Origin of the sequence: Dethiosulfovibrio peptidovorans (assembly GCA_002748665.1) — a bacterium.
GTDB classification, from domain to species: domain Bacteria; phylum Synergistota; class Synergistia; order Synergistales; family Dethiosulfovibrionaceae; genus Dethiosulfovibrio; species Dethiosulfovibrio peptidovorans_A.
Genome location: PDTB01000025.1, coordinates 36,473 through 54,336 on the forward strand (window position 1 = coordinate 36,473; position 17,864 = coordinate 54,336).

At 53.8% G+C, this 17,864-nt stretch carries 19 protein-coding genes and 1 pseudogene; 4 read left to right on the forward strand and 16 right to left on the reverse strand.

Translation table 11 applies throughout. From position 1 onward, the window contains the following. Window positions 1-27 precede the first annotated feature (27 nt). From CSA35_07610 to CSA35_07660, 11 genes are all read right to left on the reverse strand, one after another. Window positions 28-1,134, reverse strand: a complete 1,107-nt coding sequence (locus tag CSA35_07610; GenBank protein PIE54130.1) for a peptidase M48 — start codon at window positions 1,132-1,134, stop codon at window positions 28-30. Continuing rightward, a complete protein-coding gene (locus CSA35_07615) occupies window positions 1,131-1,583 on the reverse strand; it encodes a flagellar biosynthesis protein FlgN (protein PIE54131.1) in 453 nt (150 codons plus the stop codon). The genes CSA35_07610 and CSA35_07615 overlap by 4 nt, the downstream gene beginning before the upstream one ends. After that, window positions 1,573-2,022, reverse strand: a complete 450-nt coding sequence (fliS, locus tag CSA35_07620) for a flagellar export chaperone FliS (protein PIE54132.1) — start codon at window positions 2,020-2,022, stop codon at window positions 1,573-1,575. Before fliS ends, CSA35_07615 begins: the two co-directional genes overlap by 11 nt. A 67-nt stretch (window positions 2,023-2,089) precedes the next feature. After that, entirely contained in the window at window positions 2,090-3,025 is a 936-nt protein-coding gene (locus CSA35_07625) for a sugar kinase (protein ID PIE54133.1), read from the reverse strand. Window positions 3,026-3,126: 101 nt separating this feature from the next. Continuing rightward, entirely contained in the window at window positions 3,127-4,044 is a 918-nt protein-coding gene (trxB, locus tag CSA35_07630) for a thioredoxin-disulfide reductase (GenBank protein PIE54134.1), read from the reverse strand. A 64-nt stretch (window positions 4,045-4,108) separates the two neighbouring features. Further along, the gene (gene prmC, locus CSA35_07635; GenBank protein PIE54135.1) at window positions 4,109-4,957 is read right to left on the reverse strand and encodes a protein-(glutamine-N5) methyltransferase, release factor-specific; all 849 of its coding nucleotides are present in this window, start codon (window positions 4,955-4,957) and stop codon (window positions 4,109-4,111) included. Continuing rightward, entirely contained in the window at window positions 4,947-6,023 is a 1,077-nt protein-coding gene (locus tag CSA35_07640) for a peptide chain release factor 1 (GenBank protein ID PIE54136.1), read from the reverse strand. The genes prmC and CSA35_07640 overlap by 11 nt, the downstream gene beginning before the upstream one ends. Then, window positions 6,007-6,972, reverse strand: a complete 966-nt coding sequence (locus CSA35_07645; GenBank protein PIE54137.1) for a hypothetical protein — start codon at window positions 6,970-6,972, stop codon at window positions 6,007-6,009. The genes CSA35_07640 and CSA35_07645 overlap by 17 nt, the downstream gene beginning before the upstream one ends. Beyond that, window positions 6,969-7,616: a thymidylate synthase (FAD) gene (thyX, locus tag CSA35_07650; GenBank protein PIE54138.1), complete on the reverse strand. Its 648-nt coding sequence runs from the start codon at window positions 7,614-7,616 to the stop codon at window positions 6,969-6,971. Before thyX ends, CSA35_07645 begins: the two co-directional genes overlap by 4 nt. A gap of 78 nt (window positions 7,617-7,694) precedes the next feature. Beyond that, window positions 7,695-7,925: a 50S ribosomal protein L31 gene (locus CSA35_07655; protein ID PIE54139.1), complete on the reverse strand. Its 231-nt coding sequence runs from the start codon at window positions 7,923-7,925 to the stop codon at window positions 7,695-7,697. 466 nt (window positions 7,926-8,391) lie between these two features. Continuing rightward, complete coding sequence (locus CSA35_07660) at window positions 8,392-8,943, reverse strand: cell filamentation protein Fic (GenBank protein ID PIE54140.1); 552 nt, start codon at window positions 8,941-8,943, stop codon at window positions 8,392-8,394. 126 nt (window positions 8,944-9,069) lie between these two features. Here CSA35_07660 and CSA35_07665 point away from each other — a divergent pair. The 3 genes and pseudogenes from CSA35_07665 to CSA35_07675 all read left to right on the forward strand — a co-directional run bounded on the left by CSA35_07665 (window position 9,070) and on the right by CSA35_07675 (window position 10,471). Continuing rightward, window positions 9,070-9,306, forward strand: a pseudogene (locus CSA35_07665) (membrane-bound O-acyltransferase family protein). Between the two features lie 487 nt (window positions 9,307-9,793). Continuing rightward, window positions 9,794-10,063 carry a hypothetical protein gene (locus CSA35_07670; GenBank protein ID PIE54141.1) on the forward strand — a complete coding sequence of 90 codons (270 nt, stop codon included), beginning with the start codon at window positions 9,794-9,796 and terminating at the stop codon, window positions 10,061-10,063. A gap of 102 nt (window positions 10,064-10,165) precedes the next feature. Continuing rightward, window positions 10,166-10,471, forward strand: coding sequence for a DNA-binding transcriptional regulator (locus CSA35_07675; protein PIE54142.1), 306 nt, complete (start codon window positions 10,166-10,168; stop codon window positions 10,469-10,471). 64 nt (window positions 10,472-10,535) lie between these two features. Here the strand turns inward: CSA35_07675 and CSA35_07680 are convergent, their stop codons facing one another. The 4 genes from CSA35_07680 to CSA35_07695 all read right to left on the reverse strand — a co-directional run bounded on the left by CSA35_07680 (window position 10,536) and on the right by CSA35_07695 (window position 15,282). Then, on the reverse strand, window positions 10,536-11,153 hold the full coding sequence (locus tag CSA35_07680; GenBank protein PIE54159.1) for a DNA lyase: 618 nt from the start codon (window positions 11,151-11,153) through the stop codon (window positions 10,536-10,538). Between the two features lie 92 nt (window positions 11,154-11,245). Next, a complete protein-coding gene (locus CSA35_07685) occupies window positions 11,246-13,714 on the reverse strand; it encodes an ATP-dependent protease (protein ID PIE54143.1) in 2,469 nt (822 codons plus the stop codon). A 13-nt stretch (window positions 13,715-13,727) separates the two neighbouring features. Further along, on the reverse strand, window positions 13,728-14,801 hold the full coding sequence (mnmA, locus tag CSA35_07690) for a tRNA 2-thiouridine(34) synthase MnmA (protein PIE54144.1): 1,074 nt from the start codon (window positions 14,799-14,801) through the stop codon (window positions 13,728-13,730). Next, complete coding sequence (locus tag CSA35_07695) at window positions 14,761-15,282, reverse strand: cob(I)yrinic acid a,c-diamide adenosyltransferase (protein ID PIE54145.1); 522 nt, start codon at window positions 15,280-15,282, stop codon at window positions 14,761-14,763. Before CSA35_07695 ends, mnmA begins: the two co-directional genes overlap by 41 nt. 66 nt (window positions 15,283-15,348) lie before the next feature. Here CSA35_07695 and hypF point away from each other — a divergent pair, with 66 nt between their 5' ends. Beyond that, entirely contained in the window at window positions 15,349-17,604 is a 2,256-nt protein-coding gene (hypF, locus tag CSA35_07700; GenBank protein PIE54146.1) for a carbamoyltransferase HypF, read from the forward strand. A gap of 59 nt (window positions 17,605-17,663) precedes the next feature. Here the strand turns inward: hypF and CSA35_07705 are convergent, their stop codons facing one another. Next, complete coding sequence (locus CSA35_07705) at window positions 17,664-17,861, reverse strand: cold-shock protein (protein PIE54147.1); 198 nt, start codon at window positions 17,859-17,861, stop codon at window positions 17,664-17,666. Window positions 17,862-17,864: the final 3 nt, after the last annotated feature.

Genomic DNA, 17,864 nt, shown 5'->3' on the forward strand with positions numbered 1-17,864 from the left:
TATACCCGACAGTACGGCCTTGAGGGATCAAAAGAAATAGTCTACCATGGGGTTTCTCTCCTTGGCCCTAGAGAGAACCAGAAGCAACCTCTCCCGAAAGACGTTCAAAGACCACGCTCCCGAGGGAACAGGCTCGCTCGCCACCGGATGTCCTCCAATCAGCAGGGTCGTCGCTCCGCCAAGCGGCGTTACGACCTGTATGTCATGGGGACTGAGCTCAAGTTCCAACCATTGCACCAAAGCTTCATACGCATGTTGAAAAACCTGTGAAGAACGATCACTGCTCACAGCCCAGACAACCTCATCGTCGACACAAAGACGGATATCGCCGGAAGCAGATTGAACCGAGGGCACCAACAGGTGAAGGGCTTTTTTTCGGCTCAGTGACCAACCTCGATCCAGGATAGCTCGCCGGATATATTCAACTCTTTCGGCCGTTCTCGGATGATCTCGAAATATCCCTGGGTCCACCGATGGCCGTTTTATCCCCTCATAGGCCAACCCCTCCATAACCGTCAGAGCAGCTGCCGGCGGGTATCCCGCCCTTTGAAGTTTCTCCAGCCCCCCCAGATCAGCCTCCCGCTCTAACTCCATGCTGTATCCGTTGGTTACAGCTATTTGAGCAATACCGGCCAAGAGACCAGCTGCCCCCTGTCCTTTGGTAGCGATGATGATAGCCAGAGACGCCAGAGAGAGTCTTTGAGACCGTTTTGCCTGAATCATCACGTGATTTTCGTCAGCGTGGGTCAACTCGTGAGCCAAAATTGCAGCCAGTTCAGCATCACTTCGAACGAAGTCCAGAAGCCCCGTGGTTACGTAGACCGTACCACCAGGGATGCAAAAGGCGTTCGGGACGCTCTCACGAATAACCCGAACGTCGTAAGGTAAAGGTCTGGAGACCATGGGGAGAAGTCTTTCGAAGATCATACGGACCCTGGCAACAACGGTGGGATTTTGAACCAGTGACCATCGCGCCTCCACCTGTCTGGCTACGGTCTTTCCCAGAGCAATTTCCCGTGAAAGACTATCACCCCATATAGGCTCAACGCCCAATATCAATAAAAAAATGGCTGAGACAGCCATTGTTTTAAGGGAGGCATATACAGATCGATAAACTCGGGAAGAGGCCATCATAGGTTTCCCATATACCCTCGAACAGCTTTTTTACCACCGGCAATCCGAGACATCTTCTCGCGAAACTCGGTCACTTTAGCCTCCAGATTTTTTTGAGCCAGAGCCTCCAGTCGAAGAGCCTTGGCTCCCAAGTCTCGAATCTCCCGAACGGCCTGCACCAACTCCTGATACCCCTGGGCATCGACGGCCTCGGAAAGAGCCCGCCAAAAAGCAGGCCCTTCCCGCCCCTCGGTCAAGCCCAATTCACCTGATACGTCGCTCCAACGCTCCAGAAGCCTTTCCTGACGAGATATGATGGACTGTTTCTCCTGCAAAATGGATAAAAGGAGATCCATATCGTCGTTGTCAATAGCGATTAATTCGTGGTCGATCTGCTTATTGAGGGAGACGTAGAGATCTCGTTCTTGACGGAGAAGCCCCGAGACCATGGCCTTCAGCCTATCCGGCAAAGCTCACGCCTCCCCCCGTCTCGACAATTTCAGGGACGCTCTCAGAGACCGCTTCCTTACGAAGCGTTTCCATGACCTGAGTCCAGGTCTCCCGAAGCTCCTCCAACATGGATCGAGCCACGCACACCTTCTCCTGGGACTTCTCCACATTGGCCTCGACGAGACTTCGATACATAAAATCGTAGAGAGCCATGAGGTTGACCGTCACCTCACCGCCAATCTCTGTGTTCAGAGAGACCATGAGCTCACGGACAGCGTTTTGAGCTCTGATAAGGTTGTTATGTGCCTCCTCGGAATCGCCCTTCTCCAGAGCTGATTCAGCGGACAGACAGAAACGGATAGCTATATCGTACGTGATCAAAAGGAGTTGCTCCCGAGACGCCGTTCGAATTCGGGTCGCCTGATAGGTTAGCTGGGCATTCTGTTTTTTGTGTCCCACGAACTACTCACCCCCTCTAGCCTGTTTCGGACGAAACCCATCAAGAACTAAAATCCTCATTGGACCGTCATCGGAGCTTTTCGATCAATACCGTGGACATGAGCCGCTCGGCAGCCTCTCTACTGCTGATCCCCTTAGCCACATGGGTGGCATCCTCCATGGCACAGGCCATGCTGAACTTTATCGCGTCCTCCGAGGAGAGCCCCTCCAGATAAGCAACGATGAGCCCTGACACCAAGGCATCACTGGCGCTGAACATGGAGACCAGATCGGAACGATCCCCCAAGGTAGCCAGGTAGATTCCATCAGGGGTGAAGAACACGTCACCATAGACGTGATAGGATGCGACTGCCCACCGAGCCCCAAAATCATGGATTTCCGAGACAGCGTCGATCAGATTATCCAAGGAGGATAAAGGGTGGTCAGAGAGCTGGGACATAAATCGATGATCGATCTTGGCAAAGGATGGCCCAGCCTCAATTCCAGCCATGAAGGCCGGTCCAGCAGCATCGATGAAGGTGGTACGCCCCGCATCACGAGCCAGTGTCACCAGATCTCGATAGATATCCTGTGGAACCCCAGGCGGGATTGAGCCACCTATAACCACGACCGAGGCACGCTTCAACATCCGGCGATAATTGGACATGAAGCGATTGAGGGCATCTTCCGATATCGTGGGACCAAGTTCGGACAGCCCCGTCTCCAAGTGACCAAGCTCGTCCAGGACGTGAACGTTCGTTCGAGTCTCGCCCTCTACATGGACGAAGTTGGTCGTAATCCGTAAGCGCTGCAAAGCATCCCGGATATAGTCTCCATTGAAGCCGGCCAGGAATCCCATAGCAGCCGAATCGTGACCAAGCTGGTTCAGAAGCAGCGACACGTTGATCCCCTTGCCTCCTGGAGTCTTCTCGGAAACCATAGCCCGAAACCACCGTCCTGGTACAAAATCCCGAACGACATAGTCCTCGTCTACCGCAGGATTAAGAGTTACAGTGACGATCATGCGCCAGCATCCTCCTTCTGTCCACCGAACGGGGAAAACCCTTTACATAACAGGGGCAAGATGAGAGTCATCCCGCCCCTGAGCTTATTAATATAAAGCCTTTAAAAATGCTCTGCAATGTATTCGTAGGACGACATGGCGGCGATGGCTCCATCGCTCGCAGCGGTCACTACCTGACGAAGTGATTTGCTCCGCATATCACCAGCAGCGAAGAGGCCAGGGAGAGATGTAGCCATTTTTGCATCGGTTTTGATCCAGTCGCCCTTTTCGACGTCAACCATATCTTTAATGAGGTCAGCATTGGGAGTATTACCCACAAACATAAAGACACCCGAAACGGGAATATCTGAGAGCCCTCCTGTCTTGACGTTCTTCACGACAACTTTCTCCACCATGTCGTCTCCGGCGATCTCCTCGACGACAGAATCCCACACGGGCTCAATCTTGGGGTTGGCCAGGGCCCGATCCACGGCGATCTGATCGGCTCTGAATTTATCTCTCCGATGAACGATATAGACCTTGGACGCAAACTGTGTCAGATAGCACGCCTCCTCAACGGCGGTGTTCCCTCCACCGATAACAGCCACCTCCAAATCCTCGAAGAAGGCTCCATCACAGGTCGCACAGTAGCTTACCCCCCTGCCGGTAAACTCAGCTTCGCCAGGACACCCAAGCTTTCGGAAACTGGACCCTGTGGCCACGATCAACGCCTTAGCCTGGTAGTCTCCCTTATCGGTTGTCACGATCTTAGAAGCACCATCCTCCCGAATAGATTTAACCTCGGCATCCAAAAATTCAGTGTTGAGGACATCGGCGTGTTCCTTGAACATGTCACCCAGCTCGGGCCCCGTGGCGTGCTTCACTCCCGGCCAGTTTTCGATCTCGTCGGTTACGGCAATAGCACCACCAAACACACCTTTTTCGATAACCAAGGTGCTCAAGCCTGCCCGCCGCCCATAGATAGCAGCTGTCAGCCCGGCAGGGCCACCTCCGACAATGATCAAATCTCTTTGTTCCATGGTCTTTTCCTCCTCATAATGTAGTAACATACTCTCTAAAGTTCAGATATCAAACCAAATAAGATTATACACGACGCCATCCCATAAGGCGAGGTTCTCCCGAGAGATCAGGACGCACCGCTTGAAGACTCAGTCCTGGCGACCCAATCGCCGAGAGGATGGGTTCCTGATCCTTTCCCCCAAACTCAACCCACAACCAGCCTCCAGGCCGAAGGACTTTTTCAGCCCAGGGCAGAAGTACTCTGTAGGGATCAAGACCATCCTCCCCGCCATCCAGAGCCGACGTCGGCTCATATCGAACGACGTCGTCCATGAGCCCGTCAAGGTCGCCCGTCGGGATATACGGTGGGTTCGATACGATCATGTCGCAGCGATTCAGGGGGATACGTTCCGGGACGGCACAGTGCCACAGCAGACATCGATCGGCCACCTTCAGACGCCTCATATTGGACCAGGCTACGCTCAGGGCTCGAGGACTTCGATCCACAGCCAACGCCGAGCTCTCCGGCCTGGCGGCAAGGATCGATCCAGCAATACAACCTGAGCCCGTCCCCCAATCGACGAACGTTCCTCGATCGAAGGTCTCCAACGCAGCCGCCACCAAAAACTCGGTCTCGGGGCGGGGAATCAGGCACCCAGCCCCCACGGCAAACCGGTGTTCACAGAAGGGGCACTCGCCCAGAATATAGTGAAGAGGCTCTCGAGAGGATCTGCGTGAGCCAGCTCTTTCTATGACCTCAATGACCTCCCCGGAGAGAATCTCATCCCCGTGACAGTGAAGCCATGAACGAGAGACTCCCAGAACGGTCGTACAGATGAGATCAGCGTCCAGAGAAGACCTGGGGATTCCTGCATCGGCCAGTTCAGCTTCAATGCGTCTCCGCAGGACAGCCAAAGACCGATCATCGGCCATCCAATGCCTTAAGCCTCTCGGTCTGATCGGCAACTCTGAGAGCCTCCACCAACTCGCCCATGTTCCCCTCAAGAACGGACTCAAGCTTATACAGAGTCAGACCGATTCGGTGATCGGTCAGCCGGTTTTGAGGATAATTGTACGTCCGTATCCGTTCTGAACGATCACCGGAACCGATCTGACCCCGACGCTCCTGGGCCTCGGCATCCTGACGCCTCTGCTGCTCCATATCGTAGAGCTTAGTCCGAAGAAAGGCCATGGCCCGAACGCGATTCTTGATTTGGGAGCGCTCGTCCTGACATGTCACCACCAATCCAGTGGGAAGGTGAGTAATCCGAACGGCAGAGTCGGTCATGTTCACGTGCTGGCCACCAGCACCACTGGCTCTGTAGGTATCGATTTTCAGATCCTCCTGACGGATCTCCACATCCACCTCCTCAGCCTCGGGAAGGACAGCCACAGTTGCAGCAGATGTGTGAATGCGTCCCCCCGACTCTGTGGCCGGTACCCGCTGGACCCGATGGACGCCACTTTCGTATTTGAGCTCGCTGTAGACCCCATGACCGGAGACGGTGAACACAATTTCCTTATACCCACCGATTTCTGTCTCGTTGGCGTCCAGAATCTCAACAGACCAACGACGTCCCTCGGCAAATCGGCTGTACATCCGGTAGAGATCGGCAGCAAACAGAGCCGCTTCCTCACCACCGGTTCCGGCTCGAATTTCGACCACCACGTTCTTTCCATCATCGGCGTCCTTGGGAAGGAGCGAGAGAGTCATTCGACGTTCCTGTTCCTCAAGAAGAGGTTCAAGACGATGGATCTCCTCCCTGGCCAAAAGAGCCATCTCGGCATCGGCGGACTCGCTCAGTTCCCGGGCACCACGGAGCTCCTCATCGATCTCCCGATAGAGCCTATAGGCCTCGACGATCTCCGAGAGCTCGGCATGACGTTTACTCAGTTCCTGAAGCTCTTTGGGCTTACCAGTTACAGCAGGATCGGCCATCTTGTGCTCAATCTCCTGATGAGCCGAGACGATCTCCTGGAGTTTACGATCCAGCTTCACGATAGATGTCCCTTCCCGGCCTGTCGGAGACAAACGTCACGTTCAGGGCCGACTCCAGGGAGACCAAAGCCACCTGGAGCTGTTTGGGGGTGGGCACTCTGGTAGTCAGATACTGAAGAGACAGCGCCGGAGCCATGATAGCTCGCCCGACAGCACCCCCACGAGCTGTAGCGCGGATGATCTCGTAAGAGAGCCCCACGACCAGAGGGAGGAGCACCACCCGAGAACCGACTCGCCAGAGGACTCCACCTCCTCCAATAGCTGAAAACACGAGGATACTCATCACCACAACCACAAGAAGAAATGACGTGCCACACCGGGGATGAATCCGGGAAAAACGCCGAATCCGGAGAATCGTCATGGGAACTCCTGCCTCGAAGGCATTGATAGTCTTGTGCTCCGCTCCGTGATACATGAGGACTTCCCGAATATCCTTCCAGAATCCGATACACCCCACGTACGCGATGAAAACTAACCCACGGGCTATTCCTTCAACGGCGTTTTTTCCAACGTGCCCCAGTTCCAGCCATCGTCCAACCAGATCGCCAATCCACAGAGGCAGCGCCACAAAAAGGGCCACGACTGCCACAATGGCGACGAGAATGGAGATAAGCATATCCCTGGTGGTGAGTTCTTCCTCCTCCCCCAAGGCGATCTGAGCTGATCGGGAAAGCGCCCGGAATCCCTCACGCAACATCTCAGCCATGGTAGCCATTCCCCGAAGGACAGGCAAATTCCAGGGGCGTCGTTTATCCCATCCGGCACACCGCCATCGATCCCGCCAGATACCCCCATCAGGACAACGTACCGCCATCCCCCAATGACTGGGACCTTTCATGATGACCCCTTCTATGACCGCCTGTCCACCAACAGGCAAAGCGACGTCATCTGCCTTGGCTTCCATGGCAGAGATGGCAAAAGCAAAGAGACGGCGAGGATCAAGGATCATGAGATCACCTCCAACGGGATTTCAAGGTAGGAAGCAAGCCACGGTTCCTTCTCCACGAGAAGCCTTCGCATCTCCAACAGAAGGGATCGAATTTCCCACTGAGCGCCCCGAACCATCACCCGTTTTTGATACATATCCATGAATGAACGGAGATTCAACGTGGTAACGAAGTTCGTCCCAGCAGCACCGGGAAGGATAAATCGAGCGTCCTCCCGAGGAATCCCCTGATCCAGAAGACGATCATACGCCGCCTGAGCCTGATCCATGGCCTGAGAGAAAACAGCCATAGCTTCAGGCGATGCCATGACAGACGGCGGCACTCGATGGTCGAAAAGACCTCCCGACTCGGATCGTTCCGAGACATATCTCTGACTCTGGACGCTGAGGCTCACCCCGATTCTGTGGCGGCTGTACTGAGCCAACAAGGTTCGGGAGACGCTGGAAACAGCAAATGTCATGGAGCAGTGCTCCATAACGCTCAGATGTTCAGCTTTGATGATAAAATCGACGAATTTTTTCATGGACTCCCGCTCCACAGAATCCCTATAGAGCTCCTGCGGCAAACGAGGGCTATGACAAGTGCGCCCCGCTGACCAGATAGCCAACAGGTAATCGGGGGTCGTATACATCAGGTCGACTCTCATGGGACACCCCTTTCGTTCCACAAAAACAGTACCAACAGAATGTCAGCACACAACAAAAAAGAGGGGCCTCAGCCCCTCCTACTCGGTGGCCTCTCTCTGGCCGTAGTCCATCCCAGCGTACTTCTTGTTGAATTTCTCCAACCGTCCGGCCTCAGACAGAATCCTACCCTTCTTGCCTGTATAGAAAGGATGACAGACCGAACACACACCTACCTTGATCTCGTCCACCGTAGCCTGGGTCTCAAAAGAGTTGCCACAGGCACAGGAAACCTTACACACACCGTATTTGGGATGAATCTCTTTTTTCATCGTAAACGCTCCTCCTCGAACAAACGCTGACCATTCGGCAACAACCGAAAATCATCTTCAAAGAAAAAGACTATCACAGCAATGGATTTTTATCAAGAGATGTTGTCGTTGCCCCAATGATAATGTGTAGGTGTTCAATACATCCGTTACACAGAGGAGGCAAAGATACCTCATTCCTGATGTAGTATCGATAAAGGATCAGATTCCTGGGAAAACAAAACGGCAAATCTGTACAAACTTATGCCAAGTGTGGATGTCATTCCATAGGCCGTATCCGATCCACGTTTTTAGAAAGTAACAGTTTTGTCAGCCAGTTAGTGAAAGCAGATGATTCCACTAACCAGCAATCACTTAGGGACACCTCAGCGCAAGACAGTTTATACTTAATCTCAATGCAAGAGCAAAACACAGCCCGGCTGAAACTCTGGGCCGATTCAAATTGTACTCTTCGATCTCGTCAGATCTGTCAGCCAGGCAATTTTTCATGCCCTTCGTAATAATAAGACTGCTCAATCCCTTTCAAAACAACCTCTCTATCGTCCATTTTATCAGTCAAATGCTTCTTCAAAAGAAACTTTATCTCCAAGTCGTTGACAGGGCTTCTTTCCATCGCCTGAAGATATTTCGTCTTGTCCACTCGTTGCCAGTCGACAACGTGTCCAAGTTCTTTTTTCAACATCATATCGAGCCAGATTCTCATGGATCTGCCGTTGCCCTCCATAAATGGATGAGCGATGTTCATCTCGACGTACTTTTCAACGATCTCGTCAAACGAGCCTTGAGGTAGGGTCTCTATCTTACTCAAGACCTCTTTCAGATACAGACTGTTTGCAAAGCGGAAATTACCCTTTGAGATATTTGATTCTCTGATCTCACCAGCAAAGTCGTACAATCCACCGAAAATATAGAGATGTATCTCCTGAAGCCCTCTGACGGTGCCAACCTCGATGGTCTGTATATCACCGCTCCTAAAGAGATCATATGCTTTTTTAAGGCTTTTTTCGTCGATCGAACTCATCTGCACTCCTTTTGAGGCAATATGGAAGCCTCCGATCAGGACAAATAGCAACATATCCGTCCAAATACCACAGAATATGAACGTATCAATTATATCATCACGTTATGAAATGAGAGAGCAGTGACCTCCCTGAAGCTGGTCATCGCCGACACCCTGTCTCCCTGGGTGGCTGCAGTTTTCAACAGCAATGCGCCTGTGATGTTCTTTGAGGCCTCGGCTGGGGCGTTGTGTTATACGTTCCAGATTTATTTCGATTTTTCAGGGTATTCGGATATGGCTTTGGGAATTGGACGGTTCTTCAATATCGAACTTCCCATCAATTTCAACTCGCCGTATAAGGCGACGTCGATCATAGACTTCTGGATAGGAAACAGTCGATGCTACCACAACAATATAGTTCCAAAAATCATCTGCCGAAACGACAGCCTGGAAACTCACGACGTAGTCAATGTGGGGGCGGAGGAAGCATCACCTTTTGAGATGCTTGTAAAGCATAAAAAGATGATGGCCTGTGGTAAACTTGAAAATGCAAACTTTTGTTTTTTTGTGCTTGACCCAGAATTTTTCTTCGAATCTTTATACGTAAAAAAACACTACGAAAAGATCTTCCTCAATAGCTCTCAATGGAGTGTCCTTGCCTTTCGATATGGGAATTTTTATTTTGTACCTTACTCTTATTTTTTTGAACTCTCTCCGCTATGTACCGACCAAAAGCGGTAAATGCGATGGATTTTCCCATTCTTAACGACGAGGAGCTTTTCCCCTTTTCCAGCTTCGAGCTTGACAGTCTCGTAAAGCTTAAGAAAATGGTCGAGGAGGATGGGGGCTTTTCGTCTTCGTCTTTGCTCCCGTGTGGGATGTATCATCCTACCTGGCTTCAGAGACATTCCGCCGACAGTTGAAAAGCCTGGCTACCGGTATCAATGAGAGAATCGGCCCTGTTCGGCTGATGGGGAGTTGGGATAGAGACACATATGGTCTGGTATACGAAGACTTTAAAGACAGAACACATCTTTCTCTGTCTGGAGCGGAAAAGTTCACGACCACGGTCTTTTCGTGCCTGGATGAGATAGCCCGTCAACAGCCTATTCGTATGACGGAAAAACCTACCCTCCGATAACTCTTTATCTCGTTCTATCGATGCTCTCTTGTAATATTCTCTTCTTGATGATACTATTATGCTATACCGCACAAAAAAGACACCTCAGAGAGGAGGCTGCACATCGTGGAAAAATGGAAGGATCGCCTTACTGATCAATTGTGCTCTGCTCTGCTCGCCCTTGAGACTGAGGGGGAGGTTTATGCTTTTTTGGAGGACATCGCCACCATCGGAGAGATCCGAGCCCTTTCCCAGAGGCTGGAGGTTGCACGACTCCTTCAGGGAGGATACACCTATCCTCAGATCGCCCAACAGACCGGTGCCAGTACAGCCACCATCAGCCGGGTCAAAAAATTTCTGGAATATGGCGCCGACGGATACAGGATCATTCTCGACCGTCTTCAGCCCCAGGATAACGGCAAGGCATAAAGACAAGCGGCGACGTCCTCAAGAAAGGAAAGTCGCCGTTTGTCTTTGTTGGATGTGCATACTTTTACAGCACCGCTGACGGACACCGAGTACGAATCCCGCAACCGGAACATCGGGGCGATCTGGCAACACAGATGGCCTTACCGTGGCTGATGATGTTAAGATGGGCGCCTTTTTTACGAGATTCAGGGACCACCGTCTCCATATATGCCTGAATTCTGGGCGGGGGCATGTTGTGGGGTACCCATTTCATTCTCCGACAGAACCGGGCCACGTGGGTATCAACAGGAAAGGCCGGAATACCCAGATCGAAGACCAGGACGCAGGCAGCGGTTTTGGGACCGACACCTGGCAATCCTTCGAGAAACTCGCGAACCTCACCTGACGACCATGCCCCGAGTCCCTTCAGGCTGTAGGAGCCCATTCGAGAGGCGATGATATCCAACACCTCCAGCATACGCCCCGCTTTGACGTTGGCGATGCCGGCCACCCGAATGAATCCGGCTAGGGTTTCCTGATCCAGAGCAGCTACGTCCTTCCAGGAGGGAATTGCTTTCGTCAGGGTGGAAAAAGCCCTATCCCGATTGTTGTCGTTGGTGTTCTGAGACAGGATGGTCAGCATCAGGCCATCCAGGGGCTCGTCAAAGGGGACCACCCGAGGGTGGGCCTCCTGTCCCCACATAGCTTCCAGATCGTTAAGGATGGATGCTACCGTGGCACTATCCAGAGGAGGGAGGAGAACCTCCCGAGGTTCGGGGAGATCCGCAAGTCGGCTCACCGGATAGGATCCTCGTTGTCCTTTTCCCCAGATCGTTTTTTCGACGATTCTTTATTTTCTCCAGAAAGTTCTTTGTTGATTCGGGCCGCATCCTTCATCCACTTTTTGAGTTTGGCTTTGGCCCTGCCATGAACCGAGTTCTTAGGGAAAATGCCCCTGGCGTTAGGGACACCTGCGGGAACCCCTGTCAGGATCTCGATTCCCTGGTCGACCGTTTCGACCTCCCACAGGTGAAACTGGCCCTCACGCATGGCATCGACGACTTCCTGATTGAGCATAAGATGCCGCCGGTTCGGTCTGGGAATGAGGACACCCTGTCGTCCTGTCAGACCTCGCTCCTTACAGTAGGTGAAGAACCCCTCCACTTTTTCGTTGACACCGCCGATGGCCTGCACGTTACCGAACTGGTCCACTGATCCTGTAACAGCGATAGACTGGTCTATCGGCAACTCGGCGAGGGACGAGAGCAGGCAGTAAAGTTCGGTTGACGAGGCGCTGTCTCCCTCAATGCCCCCGTAGTTCTGCTCGAAAGAGATGCTGGCCGAGAGGGTAAGGGGCATGTCCTGTGCGTATTTTCGACCCAGATAACTGTTGAGGGTAAGGTGTCCTTTGTTGTGGATCGGACCGGCCATGGCCGTCTCCCGCTCAATGTTGACGACTCCTTCTTTGCCCATGTACGTGTTTGCAGTAATCCGAGCCGGGTGACCGAAGGCGTAATTGCCCAGGTCGATAACGGCCAAGCCGTTGATCTGCCCCACGGCACTTCCCTCGGTGTCGATCCTGATGACACCGTCGGTAAAAGCCCGACGAACCCGTTCCTCCACTAAACTTGCCCGATATCGGGCCTCTTGAATGGCTTGATAAACGTGGTTCCTGGTTACCAAGTCGGCCCCGTCCAATTTTGCCCAGGCAAGGGATTCCACGATGGTCTCAATGATCTGATTGAATTTGATGGAAAGCCGATCCTGGTCTCCGGCCAATCGGGAGGACCAGTCAATAATTTCGGCCACGGCTTCGGCGGAGAAATGGGCTCCTCCCTCTCGCTGGACCACTGTGGAGATGAACTGAGCCATCTGGTGTTCTGTCTCGCTGGTCCGTTCCATATCCGACGTGAACTCGGCACGGAGCTTGAACATCTTTCGGAATTCAGGATCATAGTATTGAAGCAGATGATACAGATAGTGGGTCCCCACCAGGACAACTTTGAGGTCAATCTCCACTCCTTCGGGGCGAAGAGACGACATGGGCACTGCCCCATACTGGTCTCCCAGGTTTTCTATATGGAGAGTTCCTGTACGGAGAACTCGCTTGAGCCCCTCATAAGACATGAAATTTCGAAGCAGCAGGTCCATGTCCAGCACCAAAAACCCACCGTTGGCCTTGTGGATAGCTCCGGCCACGATTTTGCCAAAATCGGTGTAAAGGTACCCCTGACGGCTCTCGTACTCGACCTTGCCCATGAGGTTGTAGTAGGTGGGATTGGTCTCCCATATAACTGGAGCCCCTTTATCCGGGTCGTTGGAGACAATGGCGTTCACCTGATAGACGCTGAAGTCCACCTCAGCGTTATCGTCTCGGGCGGCAGCAACGAACATGCCGAAGTTGTCGATGACACTGTCCGTCCAGTCCGAGAGCCACGCTTTGATCGTGTCCGTGACAGCAAAACGCTCGGTCACGTCCTCCAGAGCGGGCTGAATAGCGTTTCGACAGATCTCCGATTCCAGCTCACTGATCCGTTTTTTCAGGTCTTTCTCTTTCTCCCGTATTTCCCGAAGTACAGCCAAGGTCCGCTGGGATATCTCTTTAGACTCCTCCTGGAGGGAGTTCTGACGTTCTTCGTCCAACTCCTCAAATTCCTCGGGTTTGATCTCCCGCCGGGTGGCCTCTCCTTCCTCGTCAACGTCATCGATGAGAGGAATGTTGACAAAACCCTGGGGGGTACGCTTCACAGAGAACCCCTTGTCCCATGCCCAGGCTTTGACCCCCTCCATCTTCTCGTTGACCTCATCCTGAAAGACCTTGACCTCCTGGGCCTTGGTGTCCTCGTACTGCCCCTTTTCGAAGGCCTTGTTGATGACGCTTTTCAGCTCGTCGATCAAGGTAAGGAAAGCCGACTCCATGGCCTTTCCCTGACCTGCTGGCAAGAAGAGAGCCACGGGTTCGCCGGGATTATCGAAGTTATACCCATAGGCCAGGTCCTGCGGCGCCTCCATCTCCTCGGCCCGTTTTTTGAGACTGTCCAGAGCGTAGGTCGTTCGGCCGCTCCCTGGTGTCCCCACCACGAAGATATTATATCCCTTGCTTTTCACGGAAAGGCCAAAATCCATGGCCCGAACCGCCCGATCCTGCCCGATAAAACCCGTAAGGCAGTCCATCTCCTCGGTCGAGCAACAGGACAGGGATTTGGGGTCGGTGACCTTTCGAACAGCGTGAGTATCCAGTTTCAGGGTATCCTTCAACGACATATATTTTCCTCCTTCATCGACAGCTCACATGGGAGATAATCCCCCCGGCCAAAAGCCAGGAACCATCGTATACGACCAAAGATTGCCCCGGAGCTACGCCCTGAACGGGCATACTCAAGAGGACCTCGAACGACGAACCGTCGAGATCGGTCATCGTGGCGAGAACGGCGCGAGAACGATATCGATGACACACCGTATAGCTCTCCCCCACTTTAATTCTATGATGCCATCGTAGCATAGAGCACCGAATCCTGACAACGGCACAGTCATCGACCCCTCCCAGGATCAGGGAGTTGGTCTTGCGATCTTTGTCCGCCACAAACCAGGGACCTCCACCGAGCCCCAAGCCCTTTCTCTGCCCCAAAGTGTATCGATAGAGACCGCCGTGCTCACCCAGACGACGTCCATCAGCTGTGATCATCGGACCCGGAGGACATGTATCACCAAGGCGACGGGCCAGAAAATCTTCCAGTCGTTCTGGCAAAAAACAAATATCCTGACTGTCTCCCTGTCCCAGATCGAACGCATCCAGTGCATGGGCGACCATGGTCCGAACCTGTGGTTTTGACAGGAGCTCCAGAGGGAAGATAAGTCGAGGAAGCCACTCCCGGGCCAGACGATAGAGCATGTAGCTCTGGTCTTTCCCACCACGGTCGGCCCGACGGATGGCAATCCCATCTCCGTAGGCCCCGAGACCTGCGTAGTGCCCCGTAGCCACGTGTTGAATTCCTCGACGATTCGCCTCGTCGAAGAGAAGACGAAATTTGACCCGCTCGTTGCAGAGGATACAGGGATTAGGTGTCGAACCGTCCCCGTAGGCAACGACAAAGGGGTCGATGACGAACTTTCTAAAGGCATCCCGACCGTCCACCTCGACAACGGGGATACCCAGTCTCTCCAGGCCAACCAGTCGCTTACGATCCCGGTCGTCGCCCTGGTCGTGGAGGATGAGGCGAATTCCGAGGGGATCGTACCCACGCTCTCGCAGGATCAAGGCAGCAGCGCAGCTATCTACACCACCGCTGACTCCCAGGATGACAGGGACGCTAATGATCGATTCCCTCCCGGGAGAGAAGTCCCCGTTCATAGGGATGACGACGGCACTGAACTTCCGAGATATAGTCAGCCCGATCGACCAGGCTTGCCGAGATAAAACGGCCTGTCAGGATCAGCTCGGTCCCGGGGGCTTTGCCGTCGACCAAGTCCAAAAGGTCATTTTCGGAGAACAGACCGTAGTCCAGGGCCACGGTCACCTCGTCCAAAATAGCCAGGTCCCGTGGATCATCCAGCAGAAATCGCCGAGCCGCTGCTAATCCCCGACGGGCCTCGGATCGATCTTCTTCAGTCTCCCGCCCCCTGTACACGTATTCCCGACGACCGGTCTGAACGAGCTCCATCCCCTTGAGCCTCCGCAGAAGGGGGACCTCCGAGTAGGGGTATCCCTTCATAAACTGGACCATGCCCACCCTCCAACCAGCCCCCAAGGCTCGAAGGGCCACGCCCACGGCAGCCGTTGTTTTCCCCTTTCCGTCTCCGAAGTACACGTGTATCAATCCCTTATCTCTCATAGACGGATCTCCTCCCTTCCTAAGGGATATCGTAGTACAATGCCGGTGAAACGGGGGGACGCACTCGTGATGGAAAAAAGGATCCTTGTCACCGGCGTGGTCCAGGGCGTGGGATTTCGCCCGTTCTGTGCACGTCTGGCATCGTCTTTTGGCTTGGGTGGCTCGGTGATCAACAGCTCCGACGGGGTGGAGATCGTCCTCCGGGGGCCAGCTCAGGCCATAGACCACTATATCAGAGAACTGCCCCACAGGAAGCCAAATCCGGCGGATATCCACGACGTTCGAATCCTATCAGAGGGAGAATGCGCCGAAGCCGGTCCTTTTGTCATTGAAGCCAGCCGCCGATCAAATCGGCAACGGGTTCTCATTCCGCCTGACATCGCCACCTGTGACCGTTGCCTGAAGGAGATGAACGATCCAACTGACCGTCGATACAGGTATCCCTTTATCAACTGCACCGACTGTGGCCCCAGGTTCTCAATCGTAAGAGGACTTCCTTATGACCGTCACCTGACGACCATGGCGATCTTTCCCATGTGTCCCGACTGTGCCGAGGAATACGGGGATCAGGTGAACCGTCGATATCACGCTCAACCCAACGCCTGCCCGGTCTGTGGCCCCTCGGTCATCTTTCAAGGCCCCGACGGATCGACAGCTCAAAACGAGAACGCCATCCAGGACTGCCGAGAGGCTCTTAAAGCCGGGTTCATCGTGGCAATCAAAGGACTAGGGGGATTCCATCTGGCATGCTCTCCATGGTTCGAGTCCCCCCTCAAGGTCCTCAGAAACCGCAAGAGACGGCCACACAAACCGCTGGCCATCATGGCTGAGTCGTTGGAAATAGCTCGAGAGCTGGTGACTCTTACCGAAACTACCCAGAGACTGCTCATCTCCCCCCAAAGGCCCATCGTCGTCTGCAATCGACGCCCCGACTCAGCGCTCCACGAGCTGGTAGCCCCAAGGCAATCGTCGGTGGGGGTCATGCTGCCCTATACGCCTTTGCACCACCTGTTGCTTCAGGACATGAAGGCCCTTGTCATGACCAGCGCCAACATCGCCGACGCTCCACTGATCTCCGACAACGACCGGGCCTTGACTGAACTGAAGGGAATCGCTGACGCCTTTCTCCTCCACGACAGGGATATCCACATGAAGGTTGACGACTCCCTGGTAGCTGAGGCCGAGGAGCGAACGGTTCTCCTCCGTCGGGGACGAGGGTACGTCCCCAACCCCCTGTCGGTCTCCTTCTTAATGCCGCCCATTCTGGCCGCAGGAGCTGAGATGAAAAGTACCTTCACCCTCACCCAGGACAACCTAGCCTTCCCGAGCCAATACTTGGGAGACGGTAAGCAAATGGAGACACTGGAATACTACCGAGAGGCTTTGAACCATTTCACCGGTCTGTACAATATTCATCCCAAGTTCCTCGTTCACGACAGCCATCCACTCTACCTCTCCACTCGGGTCGCCCGATCATACATAGGAGAACCGGAACAGAGCATGGCCGTACAGCACCACCACGCCCACCTGGCAGCCTGTCTGGCAGAGTACGACCGAAATCAGCCCACTATCGGGGTGATCCTGGACGGCACGGGATACGGAGATGACGGAACAATCTGGGGAGGGGAGTTCCTCGTGGGAGACTGGTCAGGCTTTCGGCGCATGGGATTCCTGCGTCCCGCCCCTCTTCCCGGAGGAGATCGAGCGATTCTGGAACCCTGGCGATATGGCCTGTCTCTGCTCAATCAAACCCTGGGCCCAAAAGGTGCCCTGAGAGAGGCGTCCAAACTATGGCCTGAAAAGGCAGATGCGATCAGGACCATCCTGAAAACCATAAAATCCTCACCTCTCACGTCCTCCTGTGGACGATTGTTCGATGGGATCTCAGCTCTGCTGGGAGGCCCCCTCCAGGTCAGTTACGACGGTCAGGCGGCTATGGAGCTGGAGGCCGTAGCCCAGGATGAGGGAGGAAAGATGAACATGGCTCTCACGAAAAGGGGGGATCTCCTGAGCCTTGATTGGGGGACCTTGATACCGTGGATCCTGAGAGAACGTCCTACTCTGGAGCAGGGAAGTTCTGTCTTCCATGAGGCCCTGGCTCAGGGAATTCTTCGGGTATGTCGCTCCATTCGACAGACCGAATCCCTCTCCATGGTGGCCCTCTCCGGCGGCGTATGGCAAAATCGCCGCCTCCTGGCTCGATCCATCACTCTGTTGGAAGCCGACGGATTCCAGGTCCTCACCCACAAGTCTTTTTCTCCCAACGACGAGTCCGTCTCCCTGGGGCAGGCGATCATCGCCGGTTGGGCATGGCGGAACTGACGGGTATAAAAAAGCGGAGACGACCTTCGGCCGTCTCCGCTGGCGTTCGAGGGGTGGAATCAGATTCTGACCACGTTCGACGCTTGGGGGCCCTTATCACCATCGGTGATATCGAACTCGACTACGTCGTTCTCATCAAGAGTCTTATATCCATCCATCTGAATTGCGCTGAAGTGGACGAACACGTCGTTCCCTTCCTCTGTGGTGATAAAACCATATCCCTTGGTGCCGTTGAACCATTTGACTGTGCCCTTCATTAC

What these genes read in the sequence shown, in the direction of transcription:
- CSA35_07655 (PIE54139.1), bottom strand. Translation starts at nt 7,925, where the DNA reads ATGAAAAAAGAGATTCATCCCAAATACGGTGTGTGTAAGGTTTCCTGT.
- CSA35_07645 (PIE54137.1), bottom strand. Translation starts at nt 6,972, where the DNA reads ATGATCCTTGATCCTCGCCGTCTCTTTGCTTTTGCCATCTCTGCCATG.
- CSA35_07685 (PIE54143.1), bottom strand. Translation starts at nt 13,714, where the DNA reads ATGTCGTTGAAGGATACCCTGAAACTGGATACTCACGCTGTTCGAAAG.
- CSA35_07680 (PIE54159.1), bottom strand. Translation starts at nt 11,153, where the DNA reads ATGTGGGGACAGGAGGCCCACCCTCGGGTGGTCCCCTTTGACGAGCCC.
- CSA35_07660 (PIE54140.1), bottom strand. Translation starts at nt 8,943, where the DNA reads ATGAGTTCGATCGACGAAAAAAGCCTTAAAAAAGCATATGATCTCTTT.
- mnmA (PIE54144.1), bottom strand. Translation starts at nt 14,801, where the DNA reads ATGAACGGGGACTTCTCTCCCGGGAGGGAATCGATCATTAGCGTCCCT.
- CSA35_07610 (PIE54130.1), bottom strand. Translation starts at nt 1,134, where the DNA reads ATGATGGCCTCTTCCCGAGTTTATCGATCTGTATATGCCTCCCTTAAA.
- prmC (PIE54135.1), bottom strand. Translation starts at nt 4,957, where the DNA reads ATGGCCGATGATCGGTCTTTGGCTGTCCTGCGGAGACGCATTGAAGCT.
- thyX (PIE54138.1), bottom strand. Translation starts at nt 7,616, where the DNA reads ATGAGAGTCGACCTGATGTATACGACCCCCGATTACCTGTTGGCTATC.
- trxB (PIE54134.1), bottom strand. Translation starts at nt 4,044, where the DNA reads ATGGAACAAAGAGATTTGATCATTGTCGGAGGTGGCCCTGCCGGGCTG.
- CSA35_07625 (PIE54133.1), bottom strand. Translation starts at nt 3,025, where the DNA reads ATGATCGTCACTGTAACTCTTAATCCTGCGGTAGACGAGGACTATGTC.
- CSA35_07695 (PIE54145.1), bottom strand. Translation starts at nt 15,282, where the DNA reads ATGAGAGATAAGGGATTGATACACGTGTACTTCGGAGACGGAAAGGGG.
- CSA35_07705 (PIE54147.1), bottom strand. Translation starts at nt 17,861, where the DNA reads ATGAAGGGCACAGTCAAATGGTTCAACGGCACCAAGGGATATGGTTTT.